The sequence below is a fragment of the Micromonospora sp. NPDC051141 genome (assembly GCF_044455765.1).
GTDB lineage: Bacteria > Actinomycetota > Actinomycetes > Mycobacteriales > Micromonosporaceae > Micromonospora.
The window spans coordinates 195771-220918 of sequence record NZ_JBITFD010000010.1 but is presented as its reverse complement, the minus strand read 5'-3'; the positions used below and the strand labels follow the sequence as shown (position 1 = coordinate 220918).

At 69.9% G+C, this 25148-nt stretch carries 16 protein-coding genes; 10 read left to right on the top strand and 6 right to left on the bottom strand.

The window, feature by feature from the left end; translation table 11 throughout:
- Positions 1–14: 14 nt before the first annotated feature.
- Positions 15–1034: a LacI family DNA-binding transcriptional regulator gene (locus ACIA6B_RS20400; protein WP_281935863.1), complete on the bottom strand. Its 1020-nt coding sequence runs from the start codon at positions 1032–1034 to the stop codon at positions 15–17.
- A 375-nt stretch (positions 1035–1409) separates the two neighbouring features.
- On the opposite strand from ACIA6B_RS20400, the gene ACIA6B_RS20395 reads away from it, so the two are divergent.
- From ACIA6B_RS20395 to ACIA6B_RS20380, 4 genes are all read left to right on the top strand, one after another.
- Entirely contained in the window at positions 1410–2693 is a 1284-nt protein-coding gene (locus ACIA6B_RS20395; protein WP_396775357.1) for an ABC transporter substrate-binding protein, read from the top strand.
- An 82-nt stretch (positions 2694–2775) separates the two neighbouring features.
- Positions 2776–3789, top strand: a complete 1014-nt coding sequence (locus ACIA6B_RS20390; RefSeq protein WP_396775355.1) for a carbohydrate ABC transporter permease — start codon at positions 2776–2778, stop codon at positions 3787–3789.
- A 35-nt stretch (positions 3790–3824) separates the two neighbouring features.
- On the top strand, positions 3825–4667 hold the full coding sequence (locus ACIA6B_RS20385) for a carbohydrate ABC transporter permease (RefSeq protein ID WP_396775486.1): 843 nt from the start codon (positions 3825–3827) through the stop codon (positions 4665–4667).
- Positions 4664–7105, top strand: a complete 2442-nt coding sequence (locus tag ACIA6B_RS20380) for a glycoside hydrolase family 2 protein (RefSeq protein WP_396775353.1) — start codon at positions 4664–4666, stop codon at positions 7103–7105. The genes ACIA6B_RS20385 and ACIA6B_RS20380 overlap by 4 nt, the downstream gene beginning before the upstream one ends.
- 63 nt (positions 7106–7168) lie before the next feature.
- On the opposite strand, the gene ACIA6B_RS20375 is transcribed toward ACIA6B_RS20380, so the two are convergent.
- Together ACIA6B_RS20375 and ACIA6B_RS20370 are read right to left on the bottom strand one after the other, a co-directional pair.
- Positions 7169–8452, bottom strand: a complete 1284-nt coding sequence (locus ACIA6B_RS20375) for a hypothetical protein (protein ID WP_396775352.1) — start codon at positions 8450–8452, stop codon at positions 7169–7171.
- Positions 8398–9282 carry an inositol monophosphatase family protein gene (locus ACIA6B_RS20370; protein WP_396775350.1) on the bottom strand — a complete coding sequence of 295 codons (885 nt, stop codon included), beginning with the start codon at positions 9280–9282 and terminating at the stop codon, positions 8398–8400. The genes ACIA6B_RS20375 and ACIA6B_RS20370 overlap by 55 nt, the downstream gene beginning before the upstream one ends.
- A 144-nt stretch (positions 9283–9426) precedes the next feature.
- Here ACIA6B_RS20370 and ACIA6B_RS20365 point away from each other — a divergent pair, with 144 nt between their 5' ends.
- Positions 9427–10389: a trypsin-like serine protease gene (locus tag ACIA6B_RS20365; RefSeq protein ID WP_396775348.1), complete on the top strand. Its 963-nt coding sequence runs from the start codon at positions 9427–9429 to the stop codon at positions 10387–10389.
- 71 nt (positions 10390–10460) lie between these two features.
- On the opposite strand, the gene ACIA6B_RS20360 is transcribed toward ACIA6B_RS20365, so the two are convergent.
- Together ACIA6B_RS20360 and ACIA6B_RS20355 are read right to left on the bottom strand one after the other, a co-directional pair.
- The gene (locus tag ACIA6B_RS20360; RefSeq protein ID WP_396775345.1) at positions 10461–11315 is read right to left on the bottom strand and encodes a hypothetical protein; all 855 of its coding nucleotides are present in this window, start codon (positions 11313–11315) and stop codon (positions 10461–10463) included.
- Between the two features lie 9 nt (positions 11316–11324).
- Entirely contained in the window at positions 11325–11843 is a 519-nt protein-coding gene (locus tag ACIA6B_RS20355; protein WP_396775343.1) for a hypothetical protein, read from the bottom strand.
- Between the two features lie 414 nt (positions 11844–12257).
- Between ACIA6B_RS20355 and ACIA6B_RS20350 the strand changes: the two genes are divergently transcribed.
- The gene (locus ACIA6B_RS20350; RefSeq protein ID WP_396775341.1) at positions 12258–12500 is read left to right on the top strand and encodes a hypothetical protein; all 243 of its coding nucleotides are present in this window, start codon (positions 12258–12260) and stop codon (positions 12498–12500) included.
- A 212-nt stretch (positions 12501–12712) separates the two neighbouring features.
- Here the strand turns inward: ACIA6B_RS20350 and ACIA6B_RS20345 are convergent, their stop codons facing one another.
- Positions 12713–13435, bottom strand: a complete 723-nt coding sequence (locus tag ACIA6B_RS20345) for a hypothetical protein (protein ID WP_396775339.1) — start codon at positions 13433–13435, stop codon at positions 12713–12715.
- A gap of 185 nt (positions 13436–13620) precedes the next feature.
- Between ACIA6B_RS20345 and ACIA6B_RS20340 the strand changes: the two genes are divergently transcribed.
- The 4 genes from ACIA6B_RS20340 to ACIA6B_RS20325 all read left to right on the top strand — a co-directional run bounded on the left by ACIA6B_RS20340 (position 13621) and on the right by ACIA6B_RS20325 (position 24925).
- Positions 13621–15639: a DNA/RNA helicase domain-containing protein gene (locus ACIA6B_RS20340; RefSeq protein WP_396775337.1), complete on the top strand. Its 2019-nt coding sequence runs from the start codon at positions 13621–13623 to the stop codon at positions 15637–15639.
- 118 nt (positions 15640–15757) lie between these two features.
- Positions 15758–19867 carry a BREX system serine/threonine kinase PglW gene (pglW, locus tag ACIA6B_RS20335; protein ID WP_396775335.1) on the top strand — a complete coding sequence of 1370 codons (4110 nt, stop codon included), beginning with the start codon at positions 15758–15760 and terminating at the stop codon, positions 19865–19867.
- The gene (pglX, locus tag ACIA6B_RS20330) at positions 19864–23382 is read left to right on the top strand and encodes a BREX-2 system adenine-specific DNA-methyltransferase PglX (protein WP_396775333.1); all 3519 of its coding nucleotides are present in this window, start codon (positions 19864–19866) and stop codon (positions 23380–23382) included. The genes pglW and pglX overlap by 4 nt, the downstream gene beginning before the upstream one ends.
- A 67-nt stretch (positions 23383–23449) precedes the next feature.
- Entirely contained in the window at positions 23450–24925 is a 1476-nt protein-coding gene (locus ACIA6B_RS20325; protein ID WP_396775331.1) for an HNH endonuclease, read from the top strand.
- The last annotated feature ends 223 nt before the right edge of the window (positions 24926–25148 follow it).

The following is a 25148-nucleotide window of genomic DNA, read 5'->3' as shown; positions in this document are numbered from 1 at the left end:
TCGACTTAACCGGTTCAGCGTTGGCGCGGCGGGGCGGTGCTGCCACGCGGCGTCAGGTGGGCGGTCTCGTCCTGCAACTCGGTCACCGGCTCCCCGGCGATCACGGCGAGAAGTTGCCGGGCGGCGTGCGACCCGTACGCCGGGATGTCCCGGCCCAGCGCGGTCAGCGGCGGGTGCACGAGCTGGCAGAGCGGTGAGTCGTCCCAGGCGACGATGGAGAGGTCGCCGGGGACGGCCAGCCCCATCTCCTGCGCCACGGACAGCCCGGCGATGGCCATCACGTCGTTGTCGTAGATCACCGCGGTCGGGCGGTTGGCGGAGCTGAGCAGCCGGCGGGTGGCCCGCGCGCCCTCCTCGCCGGTGTAGTCGGACCAGACCGTGCTCGCCTCGTCCAGGCCGAGCCGCCGGCACACGTCGGTGAACGCGTCGGTGCGGATCTCGGTGTGCAGCAGCGAGGGGAGCCCGCCGACCCGGGCGATCCGCCGGTGCCCGAGCGCGACCAGGTATTCCACGGTCTCGACCAGGGCTGCCGCGTCGTCGGACCAGACGCTGGCCAGGGTGCCGGTGTGCCCCGGGCCGCCGATGACCACGGCGGGCAGTTGCAGCTCCTCCAGCGCGGGCACCCGCCGGTCGTCGGTGCGCAGGTCGCAGACGAAGACGCCGTCGACGCGGCGCTCGGCCCACCACCGGCGGTAGACCGCGATCTCCGCCTCCTGGTCGGTGACCACCTGGAGCGTGAGCGCGTACGAGCGGGCGGAGAGTTCCGCCTCGACGCCGCTGATCAGCTCCATGAAGAACGGCTCGATGCCCAGTATCCGGGCGGGCCGGCACAGCGCCAGCCCGACCGCCTTGGCGGTGGCGCCGGAGAGCGCCCGCGCGGCGCTGCTCGGGCTGAAGCCGATCTCGGCGGCGATGGCCAGGATGCGCTGGCGAGTCGCCTCGGAGACGCCGGGCTGCCCGTTCAGCGCGTACGAGACCGCGCCCTTGGAGACCCCGGCGCGCCGGGCGACGTCGGCGATGGTCGGCCGCTTCACCGCAGCGTTCCTCCACTGTGTCCGGCCCTCGCGGGCGCCTTCCGGCCGCCGGGTGGCGGCGGGGAGTGACGCTACTGCACCGGGCCCGTCGGCCGATCGGCGCGGCGGCGACTGAACCGCTCAGGTGGTCACTTGTGCGGTTCAGCGTACGGGCATCCGGTCCGGTGTCCACCCTCCCGACGCTCCCGAAACTGCTCCGGAAAGCGCTCCACCACGCATGGTCGCGCTCCCATCCGGTCCGGAAGGTTACCGGACGGCCTCGTTGTTAACCGGCCGTTGACAGTGCAAAGGGCGAACCGTACGGTGGCCTCACTTATCCGGTTCAGTCAACGTCTCTCGATCTCGGGAGCGTTCCCATTCGGCGCGGAGGATGACATGAAACGGTCCTGGACGCACTGGGCGCGTACGGCCGCCGTCGGTGCCGTCAGCCTGGTCATGGTCGCCGCCTGTAGCGGCAGGAGCACCACCGGCGGCGCGGACGCGGCCGACGGTCAGGTCACGTTGAAGATCAATTTCTGGGGTGACTTCGGCCTCCAGGACCTCAAGACGAAGTACGAGGCCGACCACCCCAACGTCAAGATCCAGCTCAACTCGGGCGAGTACAACGCCCAGCACGAGGACCTGCAGAAGAAGCTCGTCGCCGGCAACGGCGCGCCGGACATCGCGGCGATCGACGAGGGCTTCATGGTCCAGTTCCGCAGCCAGTCCGACAAGTTCGTCAACCTGCTGGACAAGGGCGCCGGCTCGTACGAGAGCAAGTACCTGCCCTGGAAGTGGAAGCAGTCGCTGTCCGCCGACGGCAAGACGCAGATCGGTCTCGGCACCGACGTGGGCGGCCTGGCCATGTGCTACCGCACCGACCTGTTCAAGGCCGCCGGCCTGCCCACCGACCGCGACCAGGTCTCCGCGCTCTGGCCCACCTGGGACAAGTTCCTGGAGGTCGGCCAGCAGTACACCGGCAGGACCAAGAAGAAGTTCATCGACGCCGGCACGAACCTGTTCAACCCGATCCTCGGGCAGCAGCAGGTCGGCTTCTACAACGACCAGGAGCAGCTCCAGATGGAGCAGGGCCCGAAGGTCGCGTTCGACTACACGGTCAAGGCAGTCCAGGGTGGGCTCTCCGCCAACCTGGTCAGCTTCCAGGCCGACTGGGACAAGGGCTTCACCAGCGGCGCGTTCGCGGTGCTGGCCTGCCCGGCGTGGATGCTCGGCCACATCAAGGACACCGCGCCCGGCACCCAGGGCAAGTGGGACATCGCCGCGGTGCCCGGCGGCGGCGGCAACTGGGGCGGCTCGTTCCTGACCATCCCCAAGCAGGGCAAGCACGTCGACGAGGCGTACAAGCTGCTGGAGTGGCTGGTCGCGCCGGAACAGCAGATCGAGATCTTCAAGAAGGTCGGCAACCTGCCGTCGCAGCCGGCGCTCTACGCCGACCCGGCCATCGCCGACTTCAAGAACCCGTTCTTCAACGACGCCCCGGTCGGCCAGATCTTCCCGAAGATGGCGCAGGGCCTCACCCCGCAGTACCTGGGCAGGAAGAACGGCCCGACCCGGGTCGCGGTGGAGAACGTCATCCGCCGGGTGGAGAACAAGTCGCTGAAGCCCGACGCCGCCTGGAGCGAGGCGGTCAAGGAGGCCGACAAGGCCGCCAAGTCCTGACGCACGACCGGCGCCGGAGCGGGCCGACCGCTCCGGCGCCGCCGTACCCCGTCCATCCCCCCCTCGGCTCTGGAGTGATCCGATGTCCAGCACCCGTGCCGCGCCCGCGCCGCCGCGCCGCCGACCCGCGCCGGAGCGCGGCCGTCGCGGGGCCGACGAGCGGCGGCTGACCTGGCGCAACCGGCTGTACCGCTTCGACATGCGCTACATGCCGTACCTGATGATCGCGCCGTTCTTCCTGCTCTTCATCGTGTTCGGGCTGTTCCCGCTGCTGTTCAACGCGGTGGTCTCGCTGCGCAACTACCGCCTGGACGACCCGACGCTGCCCTACTGGGCCGGCGTCGAGAACTTCAGCCGGCTCCTCGCCGACGAGGACTTCTGGAACGCGCTCTACAACACCTTCGGCATCTTCCTGCTCTCCACCGTCCCGCAACTGCTGCTCGCGCTGCTGGTCGCCTCGCTGCTCAACCGGCAACTGCGGGCGCAGACCTGGTGGCGGGTCGGCGTGCTGCTGCCGTACGTGACGCCGATCGTGGCCTCGACCATGGTGTTCAGCGTCTTCTTCTCCCGCGACTTCGGCATGGCCAACTGGGCGCTCGGCCTGCTCGGCATCGGCGGCGCCGACGACCCGATCGACTGGCGGGCCGACAAGCTGCACGCCTGGATCGCCATCGCCACCATGGTCAACTGGAAGTGGATCGGCTACAACGCGCTGCTCTACCTGGCCGCCATGCAGTCCATCCCGCGCGACGTCTACGAGGCCGCCGCCATCGACGGCGCCGGCCAGTGGAAACAGCTCTGGCGGATCACCGTGCCGATGATCCAGCCGGTGGTCGTGTTCACCGTGATCCTCTCCACCATCGGCGGGCTCCAGCTCTTCACCGAGCCGATGCTGTTCGACCCGAACGCCCAGGCCGCCACCGGCGGCCCGAACGGCGAGTGGCAGACCATCGCCCAGCTCATCTACAAGGTCGGCTGGAAGGACCTCAACCTCGGCTACGCCGCGGCGATGTCCTGGGCGCTGTTCCTGATCATCCTGGTCGTCGCCGGGATCAACTACCTGCTCACGAACCGACTGTCCGGAGGGCGCAAATGACGAGCGTCGCAACCGCGCCGCGTAGGCGGCGCGCGATGGCCCGGGCCCCGCAGGAGACACCGGCCGGGTTCTGGACCTACCTGCTGCTCGCGGTCAGCATGCTGTTCGCCGCGTTCCCGCTCTACTGGATGTTCGTCATCGCCACCAGCAACGACGAGGCGCTGGCGAAGCTGCCACCGGCGATCGTGCCGAGCGACCGGTTCCTGACCAACGTGGACGAGGTCTTCTCCCTCCAGGACGTCTACTTCGCCGCCTCGCTCGTCAACAGCGTCATCGTGTCGACGGTGGTCACCGCCTCGGTGTTGTTCTTCTGCTCGCTGGCCGGGTTCGCGTTCGCCAAGCTGCGCTTCCGGGGCAGCGGCGCGCTGATGCTCTTCGTGGTGCTCACCCTGACCGTGCCGAACCAGCTCGGCATCGTCGCGCTCTACATCGTGATGGGCAAGCTCGGCTGGAACGGCACGCTGCTCGCGGTCATCGCGCCCGGCCTGGTCACCGCGTTCGGCGTGTTCTACATGCGGCAGTTCATCGTGAACACCGTCCCGGACGAGCTGATCGAGTCGGCCCGGGTCGACGGCGCCACGACCATGCGGGTGTACGCGACGATCGTGCTCCCCGCGATCCGCCCGGCCCTGGCCGTGCTCGGCCTGCTCACGTTCGTGGCCACCTGGAACGACTTCCAGTGGCCGCTGATCACGTTGAGCGGCACCGACTACCCGACCTCCATGGTGGCGATCTCCGACCTGGCCAGCGGCAACTACGTGATCTACCGGCGGGTGCTGGCCGGCGCGTTCATCGCCACCGTCCCCCTGCTGCTGATGCTGTTCATCGGTGGACGCCAGATCGTCCGCGGAATCATGGAAGGCGCGGTGAAGTCGTGAGCCGTTCCACGCTGCTGCACGAGGGTTGGACGCTGCGGGCCGAGCCCGGCCCGCAGGTGCCGCCGGAGATCGCCGGGGTCGAGGTGCCCGCCACGGTGCCCGGATGCGTCCACACCGACCTGCTCGCCGCCGGTCTCGTCCCCGACCCGTACCTCGACGACAACGAGAACCGGCTGCTCTGGATCGGGCGCACCGACTGGGCCTACCGGACCACGTTCGCCTGGCAGCCGGGTGATGACGACCGGGTCGACCTGGTCTGCGCCGGCCTGGACACGGTGGCCACCGTGACGCTCAACGGCGTCGAGGTCGGGCGCACCGAGAACCAGCACCGTTCCTACCGGTTCGACGTCCGCGCGCTGCTGCGTCCGGGCGACAACACCCTGGCCGTACGCTTCGACTCGCCGTACCGCTACGCCCAGGCGCACCGGGACCGGCTCGGCGACCGGCCCAACGCGTACCCGGAGCCGTTCCAGTTCATCCGCAAGACCGCCTGCAACTTCGGCTGGGACTGGGGACCCACAGTGGTCACCGCCGGCATCTGGCAGCAGATCGGCCTGCACGCCTGGTCCACCGCCCGGCTCGCGTCGGTCCGGCCGCTGGTCACCGTCGCCGACGGCGTCGGCCGGGTGGAGCTGCACGTCGACGTGGCGCGGGCCGGCGACGAGCCGCTGACCGTACGCGCCGACGTCGCCGGCGTCACCGCCGAGGTCACCGTGCCGGCCGGGGAACGCACCGCCGTGCTGGCGCTCACCGTGCCGGACCCGGCGCTGTGGTGGCCGGTCGGGTACGGCGAGCAGCCGCTGCACGACCTCCACGTCACGCTGCACGCGGCCGACGGGCGGGACCTCGACGCCGCGTCCCGCCGGATCGGCTTCCGCTCGGTCCGCCTCGACACCACGCCCGACGCCCACGGCACCCCGTTCACGCTGCACGTCAACGACCTGCCGATCTTCGTCAAGGGGGTCAACTGGATCCCCGACGACGCCTTCCCCAACCGGGTCACCCGCGAGCGGCTGGCGCAGCGGTTCGACCAGGCGGTCGGGGCGAACGTCAACCTGCTGCGTGTCTGGGGCGGCGGGCGGTACGAGTCGGGCGACTTCTACGAGCTGGCCGACGAGCTGGGGCTGCTGGTGCAGCAGGACTTCCTGTTCGCCTGCGCGGCGTACCCGGAGGAGGAGCCGTTCCGCACCGAGGTCGAGGCCGAGGCGCGGGAACAGGTGGCCCGCCTCGCCGGCCGCCCGTCGCTGGTGCTCTGGACCGGCAACAACGAGAACATCTGGGGCTGGCACGACTGGGACTGGCAGGAGCCGCTCGCCGGCCGCACCTGGGGCCGCGGCTACTACCTGGAGCTGCTGCCCGCGATCGTCGGCGCGCTGGACCCGACCGTCCCGTACTGGCCGGGCAGCCCCTGGTCCGGCACCGAGGACCGGCACCCCAACGACCCGGCGCACGGCACCACGCACATCTGGGACGTCTGGAACGACGACGACTACACCAAATATCGCGAGTACGTGCCCCGCTTCGTCGCCGAGTTCGGCTACCAGGCCCCGCCCGCGTACGCGACGCTGCGCCGGTCCCTCTCCGACGAGCCGCTCGCGCACGACTCGCCCGGCATGAGCCACCACCAGAAGGCGATCGACGGGGACCGGAAACTCCAGCGCGGGCTGGACGCCCACCTGCCGCCCCCCGCCGACTTCGACGACTGGCACTACTACACCCAGCTCAACCAGGCGCGCGCCATCCAGCTCGGCGTCGAGCACTTCCGGTCCCACCGGCCGGTCTGCACCGGCACCATCGTGTGGCAGCTCAACGACTGCTGGCCGGTCACCTCCTGGGCCGCCGTCGACGGCGACGGCCGGCGCAAACCCCTGTGGTACGCGCTGCGCCGCGCCTACGCCGACCGGCTGCTCACCGTGCAGCCGCGCGACGGCGGGCTGGCGCTGGTCGCGGTCAACGAGACCGGGCAGGGGTGGACCGGGCCGGCCACGGTCACCCGGCTCACCGTCACCGGGGAGCCGAGGGCGAAGACCTCGGTCGACCTCGACGTCCCGGCGTACTCCTCGGTGGTGCTGGCGCTGCCGGCGGAGCTGGCGCGGCCGGACGAGGCCCGCCGTGAGCTGCTTGTCGCGGACGCCGGCGACACCGCGGAGCGGGCGCTGTGGTTCTTCGCCGAGGACCGCGACATCACCTGGCCGGCGGCGGAGTGGGACGCGACCGTCGAGCCGGTGGACGGCGGCCAGCGGGTCCGGGTGACCGCCCGGACCGTGCTGCGCGACCTGACGCTCTTTCCCGACCGGCTGGACCCGTCCGCGCAGGTCGACACCGCGCTTGTCACGCTGCTGCCGGGGGAGAGCGCCGTGTTCACGGTGCGCGCGGCGAGCCCGCTCGACGCGGCGGCGCTGACGTGCCGCCCGGTGCTGCGCTGCGTCAACGGCTGAAGGAGGGCCCCCTGTTAACGCATTCCGCATAGCAGGGGGCTCCGCTTAACACCGATGCATCTGTCAGCGTCCGGCCCGCTTCCACGCCCGATAGAACTCCTTGTACAGGAATCGCTGTACCGGCGTGCCGGTGGCAGCCATCTGCTTGCCGATCACCCGAGCACCGATCCACATTCCCGAAACCTTCGGAATGCCGGGCACCGACTCGGCGACGGACGCCACGCCGTTGACAAGTTCCTGCTCCACCGCCGACAGTGCGATCTTGCGAAACCCGAGGCGTTCGAGCAGTTGCTTCTTCGCCTCGTCGATGTCCCGTACGAGGCGTAGGTAGTCCTCGTCGGTGACGCACCTGGCGACGGCCTCTCGTAGATCGGCCGCCTTCTGCCGATAATCACTGATGCGGCTGACGACCAGGTCGACCCACGCCTTGTCGTCCAGCCTGCCGGTCTCCGAGGCCTGCCAGAGCCGCCCACCGAGAAGCGGTAGTTCCAGTTCGAGCAGCCGCACCTGATGGGTGTCGCTCTCGCTCGCGGCAGTGGCGAGCGACTGGTGGATGCCGCGAATGGCCTTGATGACGTCGAGTACGACCCCCTCGGCCGCGCCCTCGCGGGACAGGTCGAAGGTGAGGAGGAAGTCCCTTCGGAGGGGGTGTGCCTGGTATGAAAGGCCGGTGGCGTCCGCTCTCGACCGGTACTTGAGCCCTCGGGCAAGGGTGGCCGCTACGTAGACCTCCTCACCCGGTGGGGCCATCGACTGAAGTGGTCCCCGGAGGACGATCGAGGCTGCCCTCGCCCACTCACCGAAGGGGTCGTCCTCCACCCCGTCGGAGGTCCCGATCCGATCGGCGTGATGACCGGCGACGCGGACATGGGTGGCCTGGAACGTGGACCACCCGTGGATGCGCTTCGACAGTGAGTTACGGGCGCCGGGCATGGCGTCGTCGCAGACGAGCGCCTGCTCGATGAACTGCCCGAGCGCCCGGCTTCCCTGCCAGCTCTGCAGATCCTGAAGAGCGGATTCCTCGGCGGTCCGAGCGGCTTGGCTCTCGTCGGCCCCAAGGTGCAGCGGATGGAGCAACTCCGCCTCTGCCAACGCCTGGAGCAGGAGCGGCCTGGTGCCGAAGTCCGCAGCGGTGGGTCGGGCGAGGACCGGGTGGGCGACCCACACCCGGTTCATGAAGATCAGTGACTGGATCAGCTCGACGAACGCCTGTCGCGCGAACGGATCGCCGGGTTGCGCGCGGCGGTTCTGGGCGGCAACGAAGTCATCGGCACCGATGATCGATGTGACGTCTACGAGGACCTCGGTGTTGCGGTGCGGGAGTTCCGCGCCACCTCCACGAACCACTTGACTGCCTCCGGGCGACCCATCACGGTGCTGGCGAAAGTCGGTTCTGGCTGAGCGAGCGTCTCGATGGACACTGGCAGACGTTTGCTTCCATCGATGTCCGTAGACATTAGACCGACGATTTCACCCAGACACAAGCCCGCCAAGCCGTCCCAGACCTTCTGTCGCTTGCGATAGAAGAGGTCGAAGCGTGGTGTGCCCTCGACCAGGTCGGTGAGGTCCAGCGCGGTCCGGAGCATGTCGAGCGTCTGTGACGTGGTGCGGGTCTTCAGTCGGTATCCCGCCCTGGTCATGGCCAACTCGTGAAGCGGCGCCTCGGAGGTCGCACTCCGGGTCAGAGATGCGACGAGTGCGGGCTCCGGGCCGTTGTTGAGCGCTGCGGGGCGGCCGTTGACCACGATCGTGCCGGCGGTTCGGGACGCGTGCACGACCACCGGCGCGCGGCCGGTGCCGAGTTCGGGGGCGACGATGAGCGCGGCCACCGGCTCCCGCCGCTCCAGCAGGCAGACGACCGAACAGAACTCACTGCTCTGCGGTCGGACGAACTCCGCCGTGCCGTCGATCGGATCGATGATCCAGATCCGCTCGGGCTCCTCGTCGACGCCGGGCCGCCAACTACCGCTTCCGGACTCCTCCGCCAGGACGCGGGCTGCCGGATCGAAGGCGCGGAGCCGATCGATGATCAACTTTTCGACTGCGAGGTCGGCCTCCGTGAGCAGAGTGCGATCGGCCTTCTCCTGCACGTCGATCTCCGACAATCGGGACCGGTAGGCGGCAAGCGTGCGGAGTATTTCCGTCGCCAGCCCGGACCACATCCGCTCAAGGTTCATCGACACTCCTACACGCCTGCGTGAGACAAGCCTGTCAGTGGTGGAGTCCCATCCTCCCACCTTCTTCCCCTCGCCCGTACCGTCAGGCGCGGTCAGCGGAGCGCCAGCACCAACCGCCAGATCGCCGCGGCGGGGTTCGCCTCGATGGGCCGGCGTCGGGTTGAGTTGCTGCTCGTCCCGGAACGATCGGTGGTTGGAAAGCGAAAGCTCAACAACTTGGTCTACGCCGGCTCGCCGGCCCTTCAACGGTCAGGCTTGGTCGGCTCCCGGCGGGCTGCGCGGAGCGCGTCATCACCTCGAAACGGCATTGTCATCCACCGTTTCTGCCGCCCGGATGCGACATCGATTACGGTCACCGGGCTGACGATTTCTGCGAATGGGAGAGCCCTGTTGATGATCGGACGAATGTTCCGTTCCGGCGTCCTCGCCGCTGCGGCGGCCGGCCTCGCTGTCGCGCTGGTGCTCGCCGGCTCGACGCCGGCAGCGGCCATCTTCGGGGGCACCACCAGCGGGGTGCTCCGCGGCCAGGTCAACATCTGGGCCGACTCCGGAGCGAGATACAAGTGCACCGGGACGCTGATCGGTCAGCGTTGGGTGCTCACCGCCAAGCACTGCTTCGACGGCGAAGACCCCGACAGGTTCCAGATCTGGACCGGCGACCGCAGGCCGAAGTACGGCGAGGGGGTCCCGGTCATCGGTTGGGCACCCAACGACAAGTACGACGTCGCGGTGCTGCATCTGCGATGGTCCGTGCGCAACGTGAACCTCATCGCGAGGTACAACGCCAACTCGCTCCTGAAGACCGGCATCACCGTCGCGGTGCGGGGCTGGGGTCAGGATCAGCCATCCGTCCCCTCGTCGGCGCCGACTCCCTCGCTCCGGGTCTGCTCCCTGTCGGTGGACGGGTCCGCCGTGGACCACATGCGGCTGACTCCCATCGACGGAATTCCGGTGAAGGGAGATTCGGGCGCGGGCGTCTGGTCGGGCGACCGCGTCTACGGGATCTACTACGCGTACGCGCCGGACTATTCCTACGGCTACGCCATCCAGACGTCGGTGGTCGCCGGGTGGATCGAAGGCCTGACGGACATCCCCGGCGTGAGCTGACCACGCGGGCCTGTCGCGTTCCTCCCCGCTCCTTCCGCCGGGCCCGTTCCGCCGGGGGAGGAGCGGCGGGGTCACCGCATCGGCTGGTTGTCGCCCGCCACAGACGCGGTGTCGAGGTCGGGGCTGTCCTGGGAGGAGATGGCGGTCGAGACGAGACTCGCGGCCACCGGCTGCACCGGCGTGACGTCGTCCGACGTACGCAGGCGCGGCGGCGCGGGCATCCACGGCTTCAGGTTCTGGATGATCTGCTCGTAGAAGTCGTCGATGGCGCGCAGCACGGAGTCGATGAAGGCACCCCGCCCGCTGCCCCGCTTGGTGCCCGCCGCCGTGCTCTGCGCGACCCGGAACGCCCGCAGCTCACGGGCCGGGTCGGTGATCAGCATGCTGGGCTCGGCGCGGACCTGACGCAGCAGGTCCGTCGCGCCACCCCCGCGGGCGTGCATGGCGAACGCCTCGATCCGTACCGTCTCCGGCGCGTCCTTGAGTTGGCGGACCAGCCAGTTCACCCTGGTGGTCGGTCGGCCGGTGCGGGGAGCGTCCACGTCGACATGGCAGACGATCTGCCCGGCCCGCAGGTCGGCGGTGACGTGGAGGTGGCCGACCGCGCCCGGAATCCGGATGCTTCCGGTCAGGGTTCCGTTGGTGACGAGCTGGTTGACCAGCGACTGGGTGCGTGCGGCCGGGTCGGCGAGGTCACGGCGGCTCAGCGCGGGCGTGACGTCGGTGCCCAACTGCCGGCCGAGGCGCAGGCAGGCGTACCGGATCAGGGCGTCGAAGCGGCCGGCCACCTCCGCCGCGCCGACGTCGCCGGCCCGCAGCGTCCCGGCCGACACCCCGTCGCGTACGGGGACCCAGGCCGGTCCCATGTCGCTGAACTCCAGTGCGCCCGAACGCGGGTGTTCGAGGTACCTGATCAGCTCGCCCAAGACCCACGCCTAGTCCGGGTCGGCGACGCCGCGGTACTCCTTCTGGACCACCGCCTGGGTCAGGATCTCCGTCCAGGGCAGGTGGTAGAGCGCGACCTTGCGCAGCTTCCGGCGATCGATCGTGGTCGGGTGCTGGCCAGGCACGGGGGCGATCTCGTTGGAGATCGTGACGAGAGCGTCGAAGCCCTGCTCGCGGGCGATGTCCAGGTACGCCTCCACCTGCTCGGTCCGCAACGCGTTGCTGCCGGTCTTCACCTCCACCAGCGCGGTCCACTGTCGCTGCCCCCGCGTGACGCGGATGAGGCCGTCCGGAAAGAGCTGCTGGTTGCCGAGCTTGAACGGCACCTCGATGAAGGTCTGCACCGTGCCGGCCGGTGCGCCGAGGGACTGGGTGAGCACCCGCCCGAACTCCCGTACCGCGCTCATCACCGCCAGCAGCGCGGATGTGGCCCGGCGTTCCTGCTCCTCCGCGCCGTTGATGCCGGACGTGGGGATCAGGCGGGCCGCGAGCCAGGTCTCCTCGGACATGCGGACACTCCTCGTGAAGGCGGTGGTACGAGAAGTTACCTGCGGGCCGGGCCGGAAAGCGGCGTGATCGTGGGCGCGTACGCATGGAAAGAGCTGCCCGGGTCGGGTGCCGGACGATCCGCCCGGCCCGGATCGGGCTGCCGGACGGAGGCGTCCGGGTCAACGGTTCGGCCCTTACCGGCTCTTCCGTCCGTTAGCTGACTGCGCGTCCCACGCCGCGAGTGGAACGCCGTGGCTGTCAAACGAGCGCGGAGACACCCATATCGTTCCACTCGTCGCGCCCGGGCCGGGTGGGTGGAACGCCATGGGTGTCAAACGGGGCCGGAGACACCCATGGCGTTCCACCGACCGGCTGGGTGTCGACGGGTGTGCTTGGTGTGGGCGGTGAAGGTGGTCCAGGGCGGTGTTGCGCCAATGCCGTTAACGCATCTGCCGTTCACCGCCGCCGACCTGTCCGCCGCCCGCCACTTCGCCGGCACGCTGGCCCGCTCGGTGAGCCTCCTGTCCGAAGTGGACGCCGCTGAGGTCACCGTCAGTTTCGAGGACGCGCAGGGCGTACGCCATCGGGTCTTCTGCGACCTCTCGCTGCCCGACCGCCGCCGCTGCGCGCGCCGGGTCGACCACGACGGGGCCTGCGCGCCGAGGCCGCTGCGATGAGCGACGTGACCGCCTGCCCGCAGTGCGGTGGCGCCGGTTGCCCGGCTCCGGATGGGCGGTGCGACCGCGCGACGCCCCGGTGCACCCGGACGACCTGCCCACCCGGCCGAGCCTGGCGGCGCTCGACGACTGCCTTACCCACCTGGCCGACGACGTGGCGCGACGGCCACACCGTGCACCCGCCACGACGACGGCGTACGCCGGTTGGGCGGTCAGTTGGGCAGGGCGGCGAGGCCGGCCAGCAGTTCCCACCGTTCGGCGTCGGTGAGCACCGCGTACGCCGGCTCGTCGCGGCGGTCGGTGTCGGCCTCGATCGGCGCGCGCTCCGGCCCGTCCGGCAGCGCGCGGATCTCCTCGGCGGTCAGCCCGGCGGCCCGCCACGCGGCCCGGTGCGCGTCCGCCCGGTGGTGCCGCAGCGAGCCCAGCCGGGTGACGAGCAGCAGCGCCGGGGACGCGTCCGCCGGCTCGTACGGCGGGGACATGGCCCGGAACGCCGGCCCGCCGGTGGCCTGCGCGTGCGCCAGCACCCGGCCGACCAGGTCCGCGAGCCGGGGCACGATGCTCAGGCCGGGCAGCACCTCGGGCCGCGTCCCCCACAGCTCCTCGGCGGCCTCGCCGCTGGCGCGCTGACCGAACGACGCCAACTCCCGGCCTCGCTCGGTCAGGTGAAAGGCGCCCTCGTCGTCCTGGACGAAGACGCCCTGCGCCAGCTCCCGACTCAGGTCGACGCCGGTGTAGACGAGGCCGTCAGCGAGCGCCTCGGCCGGCAGCGGCCGGGCCAGCACGCCGGAGAAGAGCGTGTTCTCCATGCCGAGTTCGTGGCCGCGTTCGGCGTAGAACGCCGCCATCCGGGGGCGCGCCTTCAGGCGGGCGCCCATGTAGACCCGGTCGATCGCCGGTCGGATCAGTCGCGCGTAGCTCACCGTCGTCTCCACGTCGCCGGACCCTACCGGTCCGGGGGCGTCCCTGTGGGGCTACGCCTACGCCGTCGGTGGCCGTGCGAGCGGGTAGCCGCGCACCGAAGGGTGTCGCTAAAGTCATTGGCGGCTCAGCGGAACGACGGGCATCCCTTGGGACGTGCCCCCACCGCACGAGATCTCCGTCTCTGGGGGCACCTCTCTTGCTCGCCTTTCAGACCAGTCCCAAGCAGATTCTGGAACTGGCCGACGAGGGACACTTGATCGAGCGGGTGTCTGCTCATCTGGCTCGGGTCGGCTTCCGTGTCTCCGACAGCGAACGGTCGTCCTGGCAGCAGAGCCTGCCTGCGCTGGCCGTGCAACTCGTTGACGCGGGCCTGGAGGACCTCGACGCGCTCGTGGAGTGCCAGCTTCCTCGCAGTAGCAAGCGAATCGACGTCATCCTCGCCGGCATGGAGCCGCTTTCCCGACGTCCGGCCTACCTCGTCGTGGAACTCAAGCAGTGGAGCACAGCGACCAGCTACGACGAGATCGAGAAGTTGGTGCGTGTGCCGGGGATGGCCGAGCCCCAGGTGCATCCCGCGGTGCAGGTACAGAACTACTGCTCCTACCTGACCGACTTCCTGCCGATGTTCCTGGATCGGCCGGATGCTGTCCATGGTCTGGCGTACCTGCACAACGCGACCCGGCGGCAGATCCCGGAGCTGCCGACTGGCGACGGCGATCGGCGGACCCATCAGCGCATGGTGTTCACCGGGGACCGCACCGACGAGATGCGCCGCTATCTGCGTGGGCGATTCGGTCCCTGGCGGGATGAGGCAGCCGCGCACGCGCTGCTGTCGGCCAGGGTGAGCCCCAGCCACCAACTCCTCACCGTCGGCGCGGACGAGGTGGCAAGCCGGCGGCATCTCGTCCTGCTCGATGAGCAGCGCGCAGCGTACGAGCTGGTGATGCGTGGTGTCCGCTGGGCGGACCAGGGCCGACGCAAGCGGGTGGTGGTGGTTTCGGGTGGGCCGGGCAGCGGCAAGAGCGCCATCGCGCTGACCCTCCTCGTCGATCTGGCACGGGAAGGCCGCCAGGTCGCTCACGCGACGGGCTCCAAGGCGTTCCGGGACAGCCTGCGGCGGTACGCCAGGAGCGACCCGCGCAGCCCGGAACAGCGAATCGCGGAGCTGTTCCACTACTTCAGGGACTTCATGGACGAGCCAGCGGACAGCCTCGATGTGTTGATCTGCGACGAGGCGCACCGAATCCGTGACCAGTCCTCCCGCGGCGACCGCCGGGGACGGAAATCACAGGTCCGGGAACTGATCGAGGTCGCCAAGGTGCCGGTCTTCCTGCTGGACGACGACCAGGTGGTGCGCCCGAACGAGGTGGGTAGCGTCGACGTGATCCGCGGTGCGGCGGAGCGGCTGGACTTCGAGGTCGACTTCGTTCACCTCGGGGCGCAGTTCCGCTGTGGCGGCAGCCCACGCTTCGAACGATGGGTGCGGCACCTGCTGGGCCTCGCCGGGGAGCGCCCCTACCGGTGGATCGAGGACGGCAGCTTCCGCCTCGCCCTCGCCGCCTCGCCGGACCAGATGGAGATGTTGCTGCGCAATGTTCACGACCAGCACGCCTCCGCGCGCATCTCGGCCGGCTTCTGCTGGCCGTGGACGGAGAAACCGCGGGGCCGGGAACTCGTCCCGGACGTACGCATCGGATCCTGGTCGAAGCCGTGGAACGCCTTCGGCAAAAATCCACCCCGGGGCATCCCGTCGCGGTCCTTCTGGGCCATTGAACCGGCCGGATTCGAGCAGGTGGGATGCATCTACACCGCGCAGGGCTTCGAGTATGACTGGTCGGGTGTCATCCTCGGCCCGGATCTGGTGTTCCGGAACGGCAGACTGGTCAGTCAGCCGGCGGAGTCCCATGACCACGCCATTTTCGACCGGGTACGGGGAGTCGCGACGCGGGACGCGGACCGTCTCATCCGCATTACCTACAAGGTTCTGCTCACGCGGGGGATGCGCGGAACGCTGATCCATTCGGTGGACCCGGAGACACAGCGTTTCCTGGCTTCGCTGGTGCCCGCTGCGCAGGTACCGCGCGCGCTCGTGGCCGACGGTGTGCATCGCGTCGCCGCACCGGCCGACAAGCTGCCCTCCATATTGGATCGACCATCCGGCCAGAACCTACGCAACACGAGTACCGGTCCGGATAGACCTCGCGGCGACTGGTGAAGGAGTGTCGGATAGTCGACGTTGTGAGCGTTTCCCAGCGGGTACCGTGCACGGGACCCAACACATCTGAATACGTGGGGAGTGGCCGTCATGACTGCGCAGGTGCGCTCGGTGCGGCATGCGTGAGGACTCACCGCGCTGGGAGCAGATCAACCCGAGTGCCTACCTGCACGAGCAGGACGGTCTACGGGAACTGGCGTCGTACCTGCCGGACGCCGAGCCGTATCACGTATGGGCCAACGTCGAGTTCGTCGGGACCGACGGCTCGATCAACGAGATCGACGCCCTGGTGCTCACCCGCAGCGGCCTCTACGTGCTCGAACTCAAGCACTGGCAGGGCCGGATCGCGGGCGACGGGCAGCGTTGGCATCGCGGCAGGGCCGCACTGGACAGCCCGCTGATCCTGACCAACCGCAAGGCCAAACGGCTGCGCAGTGTCATCGCCCATTACGCGCCGCCCGGCATCCGCGCCCCCTACGTGAATGCGGCGGTCTTCCTGCATGCCCGCAACATGCGTTGCGAACTGGACGACATCGGGCGCCAACACGTTTACGGACTGGACGGCAACAACAGTGAGCTGCCCAGCCTCAAGCAGATGCTGCTGGCCCCGCCGGCGGACTCCCGTCACCTCGTCGACGCGGTACGCGCCCGTCAGATCGTCGAGCTGGTGCGCGGTGCCAAGATCCGGCCGTCGGTGGCCGAGCGTCGGGTCAACCAGCTCATGCTGCACCAGCGGCCCTTCGCGGAGGGCCTCGGCTGGCAGGACTTCCTCGCCGACCACACCGTCGACACCTCGCTGCTGCGGCGGGTGCGGTTCTATCTGACCAGCCGGGCGGCGGAGGAGGACGTGCCGGCGATCCGGCGGGCCGCCGAACGCGAGTTCCGGCTGTTGCAGGGCATCCACCACCCGGGCATCGCCCGCGCGCTGGACCTGGTCGACCATCCGTGGGGCCCGGCAGTGGTGTTCGACCACCGGACCGAGTGGCAGCGCCTCGACCAGTGGCTGGCAGAGCGGGACGGCAAACTCCAACTGGCCCAGCGTCTGCAGCTCGTGCAGGACCTCGCCGAGATCGTCGGGCACGCCCACTCACGCCGGCTGTCGCATCGCTCGATGAACCCCCGTGCGGTGTTCGTCTGCGACCCGGACAGCGCCCGGCCCACGCTGGTGGTCACCGACTGGCAGACCGGCGGGCGGCTGCCCGGCACCCGGATGACGTCGCTCGGGTCGCCCACCGACCCGGCGTCGCTGGAGCTGTTCTTCGACGACTCGGTTCGGCGCTACCAGGCACCCGAGGCGTCCACCCTCGACGACCTGCCGGGCCATCAGCTCGACATGTTCTCCCTCGGCGCGCTCGCGTTCCGGGTCTTCGCCGGTGCGGAGCCGGCGGCCTCCGCGGAGGAGCTGGTGACCGCGGTGTCCGATGGCGGCCTGCGGCTGGACGCGGTCGCCGACGGCATGCCGAACGCGCTGGTCGAGATCGTCTACGACGCCACGAGGGGCGACCCGGGTCAGCGGATGCGGCGGGTGACCGACTTCCTCGCCGGCCTGGAACTGGTCTGGGAGGAGCTGACCGCACCGGAGCCCGAGCCGGTGGTGGATCCGTTGCACGCCCACCGGGGTGACGTGCTCGATGGCGGCCTGACCGTCGTGGGCCGGCTGGGCGGCGGCTCCACGGCGGTCGCACTGCTGGTGACCGAGGACGGTGCGGCCGGCCGGCGGCAGGTGGTGCTGAAGGTCGCGCGCGACGAGCAGTACGCCGAGCGGTTCGCCGCCGAGGCACGTGCCGTGGACCGGCTCCGCGACTCTCGGGTGGCGGCGCTGCTCAGCGGGCCCGTCAAGGTCGGCGGCCGGACGGCGCTGCTGCTGGAGAACGCCGGCGAGCGCACCCTGGCCGAGGACCTGCGCAGCGGCCGGCTGGCGCTGGACCTGCTGGAACGCTACGGCCGCGACCTGCTGGAAATCGTGGCCTTCCTGGACGGGCAGGGGGTGTGGCACCGGGACATCAAGCCGGCGAACCTGGCCTCCCGGCCCCGGCCGAAGGACAAGCAGCCGCACCTGTGCATCTTCGACTTCTCGCTCGCGGCCGTCCCGGCCGACCAACTCACCGCCGGCACCACCGCCTATCTCGACCCGTTCCTCGGGCCGCCGCGCCGGCTGCGTTACGACGCCGCCGCCGAGCGGTTCGCCACCGCCGTGACGCTCTACGAGATGGCCACCGGAACGCTGCCCCGGTGGGGCAACGGCGCGAACCCGGCCACGGTCAGCGACGAGGTCACCCTCGACCCGGCGGTCTTCGACCCCTCGGTCGCGGACCGTCTGGTCGCCTACTTCGCCAAGGCGCTGGCCCGAGACACCGCCGACCGCTTCGACACCCTCGACGAGATGACCGACGCCTGGCGGGCGGTCTTCCGGGAAATCCCGGAGCCGGAGGCGCCCACCGACGACACCGGCGGGCCGGCGCCGCTGAGCCGGGCCTCGTCGCTGGAGGCGGCCGAGTTGACCGCCCGCGCCCGGTCGGCGTTGGAACGTCTTGGCATCGGTACGGTCGGAGAGTTGCTGGACGCCGAGCCGTCCGCGCTGACCCGCGCCCGGGGCGTGCCGGACGCCACGCGCAAGGAGATCCTGGCCCGCAGCCGGGCACTGCGCGACCTGCTCTCCACCGCCGAGCCGCCGCCGTCGGCCCGGCCGGCTGCGCAACACGTCGAGGCGCTCTGCGCCACCCTGCTGCCGGCGTCCACCGGCCGGACCGCGTGGCACCGGACGGCGGTGCAGATCCTCCTCGGCCAGGCGACCGACGACGACGGCCACTTCCTGCGCTGGCCGTCCCAGGCGGACGCGGCCCGGGTGGTCGGCAAGCAGCAGCCGGACGTGTCCCGTCTGGTGAAGCGGATCCTCAGCCGGGACTGGTCGCTCAACCCGGCGCTCGTCCTGGTCCGCGACGAGATCGTGGCGCTGCTGGACGCGCGGGGCGGGGTGGCCTCCAGCGAAGAGATCGCCGAGGCGTTGAACGTCACCCGGGGCTCCTACACCACCGAGCCGAAGCGGACCGCGCAGGCGATCGGTCTGGTCCGCGCAGCCGTGGAGACCGAGCTGGCCCGGGGCGGCGACGCGCGGCTGGCGATGCAGCGGCTGCGCGGCGGCGACACCGTCCTCATCGGTCGGGAACCGGACGACCCGGGCATCGAGCGCACCGCCGACGACCTGCTCGGCTACGTGACCCGCCTCGGCCGGCGGGCCGCGGCGCTGGCCGGCGCGGACCCGCTTCCCAGTCGGAGCCGTGCGGTGGAGGAGTTGCGCGCGCTGGAGACGCCGCCGGCCGGCATGCCGCCGCTGAGCGAGGCCCGGCTGCTTCAGCTCGCCGCCGCCGGCAGCGGCGGTGATGCCGCGGTCAACGCGCAGGGCCAGCTCTACCCGGCGGAACGGATGTCTGCCGAACGCGCGCTGCGCCTGGCCGCCGGCGCGCTGGTGGGCCAGAAGCTCGACCCCGAGACGGTACGCGCCAGAGTGCGCGCCCGGTTCCCCCGCGCGCAGGAGCTGCCGACCCGGCCGAAGCTGGACGAACTGCTGCGGGAGATTCCGCTGTTCTGGGATGCGGGCACCGGCCGCTACGTCCCGCCGGACCGTACCTCGTCGCTGACCGGCACCCGCTCGGTCAGCACGGTCGGGCCGATCCTGGTGCCGGGCGCCGCCGCCCGGGCGCGACGCAAGCTCGCCGACGTGATCGACCGGCGCGGCTTCCTGGTGCTGCTCACCTCGATCCGGCGGCCGGGCCGGGCCCGCCAGGCCCTGCTGGACCGCTACGACCTCACCGAGGTCGACGTCACCGCGATCATGCTGGAGCGGTTGCGGGCGCTCGGCTTCCCCTGGGAGACGATCGTCGCCGCCGACACCGGCTCGCCCACCGACGCGGACTTCCGGTCGCTGGTGGAGCTGTTCCAGCACGAGGTGATGCCGGCGGTCGAGGCCGCGCTCGCCGAGGCGGACCAGTCGGTGTTGATCACCGAGGCCGGGCCGCTGGCCCGCTACCAGCAGCTCCGGCTGATCCAGAAACTGACCGACCCCACCCGCCCCCGTCCCGCCGCCCGGCTGCTGCTGGTGCCGGTGCGCCGCACCGAGCCGGTGGTGCTCGACGGGCAGCAACTCCCACTCACGTCGCCGGCCAGCCAGTCACTGTGGCTGCCGGACGAGTGGGACACCCCCACCCTGGAGAGGACCGCTCCCCGATGATCCCGCTGAAGGCGTTGCAGAACCAGGTCACCGCCCTCACCGACGACCTGCGCGGGCAGGTCGCCGAGGACTCCGAGCTGGAGTCGTCGCTGCGCAAGGAACACGGCCAGGCGACTGAGGCCCGGCGTACGGCGGGCACGTTCGAGACCTGGCTCGACGACGTCCTGGACCAGGCGGCGGTGGCCTGGGTGCTCGGTTGCGTGTTCGTCCGCTTCTGCGAGGACAACGAGCTGGTCGAGCCGCTCTGGATCGGCGGCCCGGAGCCGGCCGCGCCGGTCGGCCGGGCCATGCAGCACCGCCAACAGCACCTCATCGACAACCCCCGGCACAACGACCGACACTGGCTGCGCGAGGCGTTCGACTACCTGCGCGGGCTGCGCGCCACCGGCAAGATCTTCGACGAGCACAACCCGGTGTGGCGGTTCGACATCTCCGGTGAGGCGGCGGAGAAGCTGTCGGAGTTCTTCCGGCGCGGGCCGGGCCTGGTGTCGCTGCGGGTCGAGGACCTGAACACCCGCTTCCTCGGCGACCTCTACCAGGACCTGTCGACGCACGCGAAGAAGACGTACGCGCTGTTGCAGACCCCGGAGTTCGTCGAGGAGTTCATCCTCGACCGCACGTTCGACCCGGCGGTCCGCGAATTCGGCCTGCCGGAAACCTCCGTCATCGACCCGACCTGCGGCTCGGGACACTTCCTGCTGGGCGCGTTCGGCCGGCTGGTGACGTTGTGGCGCAAGCGAGAGCCGGCCACGGATGTTCGGGAGTTGGTCGAGCGGGTGCTCGGCCAGGTCACCGGCGTGGACATCAACCCGTTCGCGGTGGCGATCGCCCGGTTCCGCTTGCTGGCCGCCGCGATGAAGGAGTGCGGCCTGACGTCCTTGGAACGAATCCCTTCCTGGTCTGTTCGAGTAGCAACCGGTGATTCGCTGCTGCACTGGGGACGCTCGTCCCGAGCGCAAGGCGACCTACTGGCTGTGCTTGAGGGGCGGAACGCCTTCGCCTACGTCAGCGAAGACGCAGACCTGCTCGCCGACTACCTGCGCGAGGGGCAGTACACGGTGGTGGTCGGTAACCCGCCGTACATCACGGTTGCGGACCCGGCCCGCAACAGGCTGTACCGCGACATCTATCCCGACGTGTGTCACCGGCAGTATGCGCTCACCGTCCCCTTCGCCAGGCGCTTCTTCGACCTGGCAAGGCAGGCGGACGAGCAAGGGGATGGTGCCGGCCACGTCGGCCAGATCACCGGCAACGGCTTCATGAAGCGTGAGTTCGGAAAGAAGCTGATCGAAGACTACTTCGCCTCCAAGGTTGAACTTACTGAGGTCATCGACACCTCGGGCGCATACATCCCTGGCCACGGCACGCCGACCGTAATCCTGATCGGCCGCCCCCGAGACCGCGGGCTCTCCTCGACTGTTCTTACTGTCCTGGGCGTCCGAGGGGAGCCAGCCCAGCCGAAAGACCCCGCTGCGGGGTTGGTGTGGTCCGCGATCAGGGCAGGCGTTGATGATCCCACTGTCCCCTCCGACTGGGTGACGGTGATCGACCTGCCGCGTGTCAAGCTGGCTCGGCACCCGTGGAGCCTCAGCGGAGGTGGGGCAGGTGACCTGACCGCCGCCATCGAGGCGGGGACGGTCAAGATGTCAAACATCATCGATCTTCCTGTCGGACGTGCCATCAGAGCCGGGGCCGATGAGGCATTCATGCGACCGCTAGGTCGGAAGCTCCGAACCGCGGCCAGTCCTGAAGCCCTGCGCCCGCTGCTGATCGGCGAAGCCGTACGGGACTGGGATTCCTCTCCCGAGGACACGATCTGGTACCCCTACGACACGTCCCTGGACGAGGCAGGTCTCTCGATCGAGTTGTGGCCTTGGCGTGCCATGCTTGCGGCGCGGCGGACGTTTCAGGGCAGCATGGCTGACGCTGGCCTTAGCTGGTGGGAATATCACCAGCACACCGCTTCCGCATACCGAACCCCGCTGTCGGTTGTCTTTGCCTTCGTGGCGACGCACAACCACTTCGTGCTGGACCGGGGTGGGAAGGTCTTCAAGCAATCGGCACCGGTAATCAAGTTGCCGGAAGGAGCGACGGAGGACGATCACCTTCGGCTGCTCGGGGTGTTGAACAGCTCCACCGCCTGCTTTTGGCTCAAGCAGGTCAGTTACCCCAAGGGGGGTGACCCGATCGGAGGCGACGGGGCGAGGGTCAGTGCCGAGCCGTGGTCCGATCGCTACGAGTTCACCGGGACGAAGCTTCAGGAGTTTCCGCTGCCGGCGGCGTACCCGTTGGAGCGGGCGCGGCTGCTCGACTCGCTGGCGCGGCGGCTCGCCGGCCTGACCCCGGCGGCGGTCGCGGGGTCCAGCGTGCCGACCCGGGAGCGGCTGGCGGCGGCGCACGCCGACTACGACGAGACGCGGGCGCGCATGATCGCGGTGCAGGAGGAGCTGGACTGGGAGGTCTACCGCCTCTACGGGCTGCGTGACGACGATCTGACATCCGCCGAACCACCTCGGCTCGCGCTGGGGGAGCGGGCGTTCGAGATCGTGCTGGCGCGGCGGATGGCGGCCGGCAAGGTCGAGACGCAGTGGTTCGCGCGGCACGGGTCGACGCCGATCACGGAGCTGCCGGCGCACTGGCCGGACGACTACCGGGCGTTGGTGCAGCGGCGGATCGAGGCGATCGAGTCGGATCGGAACATCGCGCTGATCGAGCGGCCGGAGTGCAAGCGGCGGTGGGCCAGCGAGGGCTGGGCCGCCATGCAGGCCAAGGCGCTGCGCGACTGGCTGCTCGACCGGCTGGAGGTGCCCGAGCTGTGGGGCGACCGGCCGATTCCGCAGTCGGTGGCGCAGCTCGCCGACCGGGTACGCCACGACGACGACTTCCGCGCGGTGCTGGAGCTGTGGGCCGGCCGCGACGACTACGACCTGACGAAGACGCTGGCAAAGCTGGTCGCCGACGAGCACGTGCCGTTCCTGCCCGCCTACCGCTACAAGCCGTCCGGGTTGCGCAAGCGGGCGCAGTGGGAGCGGACCTGGGCGCAGCAGCGGTTGGAGGACGCGGGCGAGGACGTCGACATCAAGGTGCCGCCGAAGTACACGTCGGCGGACTTTGCCAAGCCGTCGTACTGGCGGGCTCGCGGCAAGCTCGACGTGCCGAAGGAGCGTTTCGTCTCGTACCCGAAGGCGGGCCGCGACGGTGACGGCACGGAGCTGCTCGGGTGGGCCGGGTGGGACCACCTCGCGCAGGCCCAGGCGCTGGCGACCGTCTACCTGGACCGCAAGCTCCAGGCGGCGTGGCCGGCGGAGCGCCTGCTGCCGCTGTTGGCCGGGATCGTGGAGCTGGAGCCGTGGCTGCATCAGTGGCACACCGGCGAGCGGCCCGACTTCCCCGGCTCGCCGGCCCAGTTCTTCACCGACCTCGTCGACACTGAGCTGTCCCAGTTCGGTGTCGACCGGGCGGCCCTCGTGGCGTTGCGTGGACTGGGTGACCAGGTCGGCGGCCGTAGTGAGTGAGGGGGAGGGGGCGGTAGTCGTGCCGAAGCGGAAAGGGAATGCTGTGCCTGGCGGGAGAGCGGACCGCATGCCGCAGTTGCTGCTGCAGCCTCGGGGCGGACAACGGGACCGGGGCCCGCAGAACTACGAACGGTCCGTTATCCGAGGTATCCGGCTTGCCGAGATCACATCGGAGCTGGGACCTGACCTTCCGGTGCTGCGGCGCCTCTACCCGGACAACATCGCCCGATTGTGGGGTTCGACGCCCACCGATCAGGTGAACAACGCCAAGGTGCGTGCCCTTCGTGACCGCCGGGTCGGTGATCACGTCCTCTTCTACGCCGAGAAGGGCCTCTACGCCCGAGCCCGCATCCTGCACCTGTTCCGGAACCCGGCAGTGGCGAAACGGGTGTGGCAAACCGACGACGAGGGGCGAACCTGGGAACACGTCATGGCGTTGGGCGACGTCGAGCAGTTCAACCGGCCGGTGCCCGCCGAGCCCGTGCTTCGCGCCCTCGGACTGCCGGTCCCACTGCGCAGCCTGACGCTGATCGGTGCCGCCGATTACACCTCGATCATGTCGCTCCTGCCGGATCTGACTGGGGCCGTGTCGCCGTCCGACCCGCCAGCGTCGCCGCGAACAAGCCGAAAACACTTCTTCAGGGCCATGCAGAAGCTGATCGATGTGGCTCGCGGCGACGCGGAGGATCCGGCGGGCCGGAACCTTCTGCTGGCGCTGCTGTGGGCCGTCGGCCGGACCGCTGCCGATGCGAACGGGTCCGGCAGAAGCGCCGACGCCGGCAGCCTGACGATGCTCCTCGACCGGTACGGAATGGCACCTGCACCGGGGAGGAGCGCACGAGTCCCGACGGATCAGTTGGTAGAGAGCGGGCTGTGGGGAGGACCCGCGCCCGAGGCCTGGGAGTTTGACGCCTCTGGTTTCCACGGCTGGCCGACGCGCCGTAAGCCGGGCATCCCCGCACCCGGGTTCGCGCCGGCCATCGCGGAACTGCTCGACGATGTCGAGGTACGGGGCAGGGCCGTGGCGATGCTGTCCCGGGCGTTGGCACCCGACCTCGACCGGGAGGCACTGCTGGCCCAGGTCGGGCTCGCCGGGTACGACACCGCGACAGGCGCGCTGGATCTGAGCTTCCTCACGCCCGGCGTGCCGAGCTCGGGTGGTCCGGTCGAGAGAAGAGCCGTGAAGGTCGACCGCATCGTCCGCAGCAGCAGGCACGCCAGGGACGTGAAGCGGTTACACGGCCATCGGTGCCAGATCTGTGGTCTCCGGCTGGAGACGCGTGACGGCTACTACAGCGAGGCGGCACACATCCGCGGGTTGGGCAAGCCGCACGACGGGACGGACGAGCTCAGCAACCTGCTCTGCCTCTGCCCCAACCACCACACCCTGTTCGACTTCTTCGCCCTCTATATCGACGAGGAGTTCACCGTGCGGCGGACGAGCGACGACACGCCGATCGGTGAGTTGCGCCGGCACCCGCAGCATGACATCGACCGAAGGCACCTGAGGCACCACCGACGCTTCTGTGGCCTTCCGAAATGAGGAGCCGCAGCGCGCACCGGGGTCGGCAGCAGCGAACTTATTCCCATGAACGCATGAAATTCGGCGCCCAGAACATTCATGCTCGATGATCTCACTCGACGTTGTCGGTGACCTTTTGCGGCTGCTACCTGTGTCCGGTGCATCACGTCAGGGGTCACTACCGCAATGGGCGCTGGGTGCGTCCGCACTACCGCCGCGACAGGGGCCCGGCCTCTGGTCACCA

Bases quoted from the DNA above. Each gene is read 5' to 3' on its own strand.
- ACIA6B_RS20395 (WP_396775357.1), top strand. From the start codon at position 1,410: ATGAAACGGTCCTGGACGCACTGGGCGCGTACGGCCGCCGTCGGTGCC.
- ACIA6B_RS20390 (WP_396775355.1), top strand. From the start codon at position 2,776: ATGTCCAGCACCCGTGCCGCGCCCGCGCCGCCGCGCCGCCGACCCGCG.
- ACIA6B_RS20385 (WP_396775486.1), top strand. From the start codon at position 3,825: ATGGCCCGGGCCCCGCAGGAGACACCGGCCGGGTTCTGGACCTACCTG.
- ACIA6B_RS20370 (WP_396775350.1), bottom strand. From the start codon at position 9,282: ATGAACCTTGAGCGGATGTGGTCCGGGCTGGCGACGGAAATACTCCGC.
- ACIA6B_RS20365 (WP_396775348.1), top strand. From the start codon at position 9,427: ATGGGCCGGCGTCGGGTTGAGTTGCTGCTCGTCCCGGAACGATCGGTG.
- ACIA6B_RS20355 (WP_396775343.1), bottom strand. From the start codon at position 11,843: ATGTCCGAGGAGACCTGGCTCGCGGCCCGCCTGATCCCCACGTCCGGC.
- ACIA6B_RS20350 (WP_396775341.1), top strand. From the start codon at position 12,258: ATGCCGTTAACGCATCTGCCGTTCACCGCCGCCGACCTGTCCGCCGCC.
- pglW (WP_396775335.1), top strand. From the start codon at position 15,758: ATGCGTGAGGACTCACCGCGCTGGGAGCAGATCAACCCGAGTGCCTAC.
- pglX (WP_396775333.1), top strand. From the start codon at position 19,864: ATGATCCCGCTGAAGGCGTTGCAGAACCAGGTCACCGCCCTCACCGAC.
- ACIA6B_RS20325 (WP_396775331.1), top strand. From the start codon at position 23,450: ATGCCGCAGTTGCTGCTGCAGCCTCGGGGCGGACAACGGGACCGGGGC.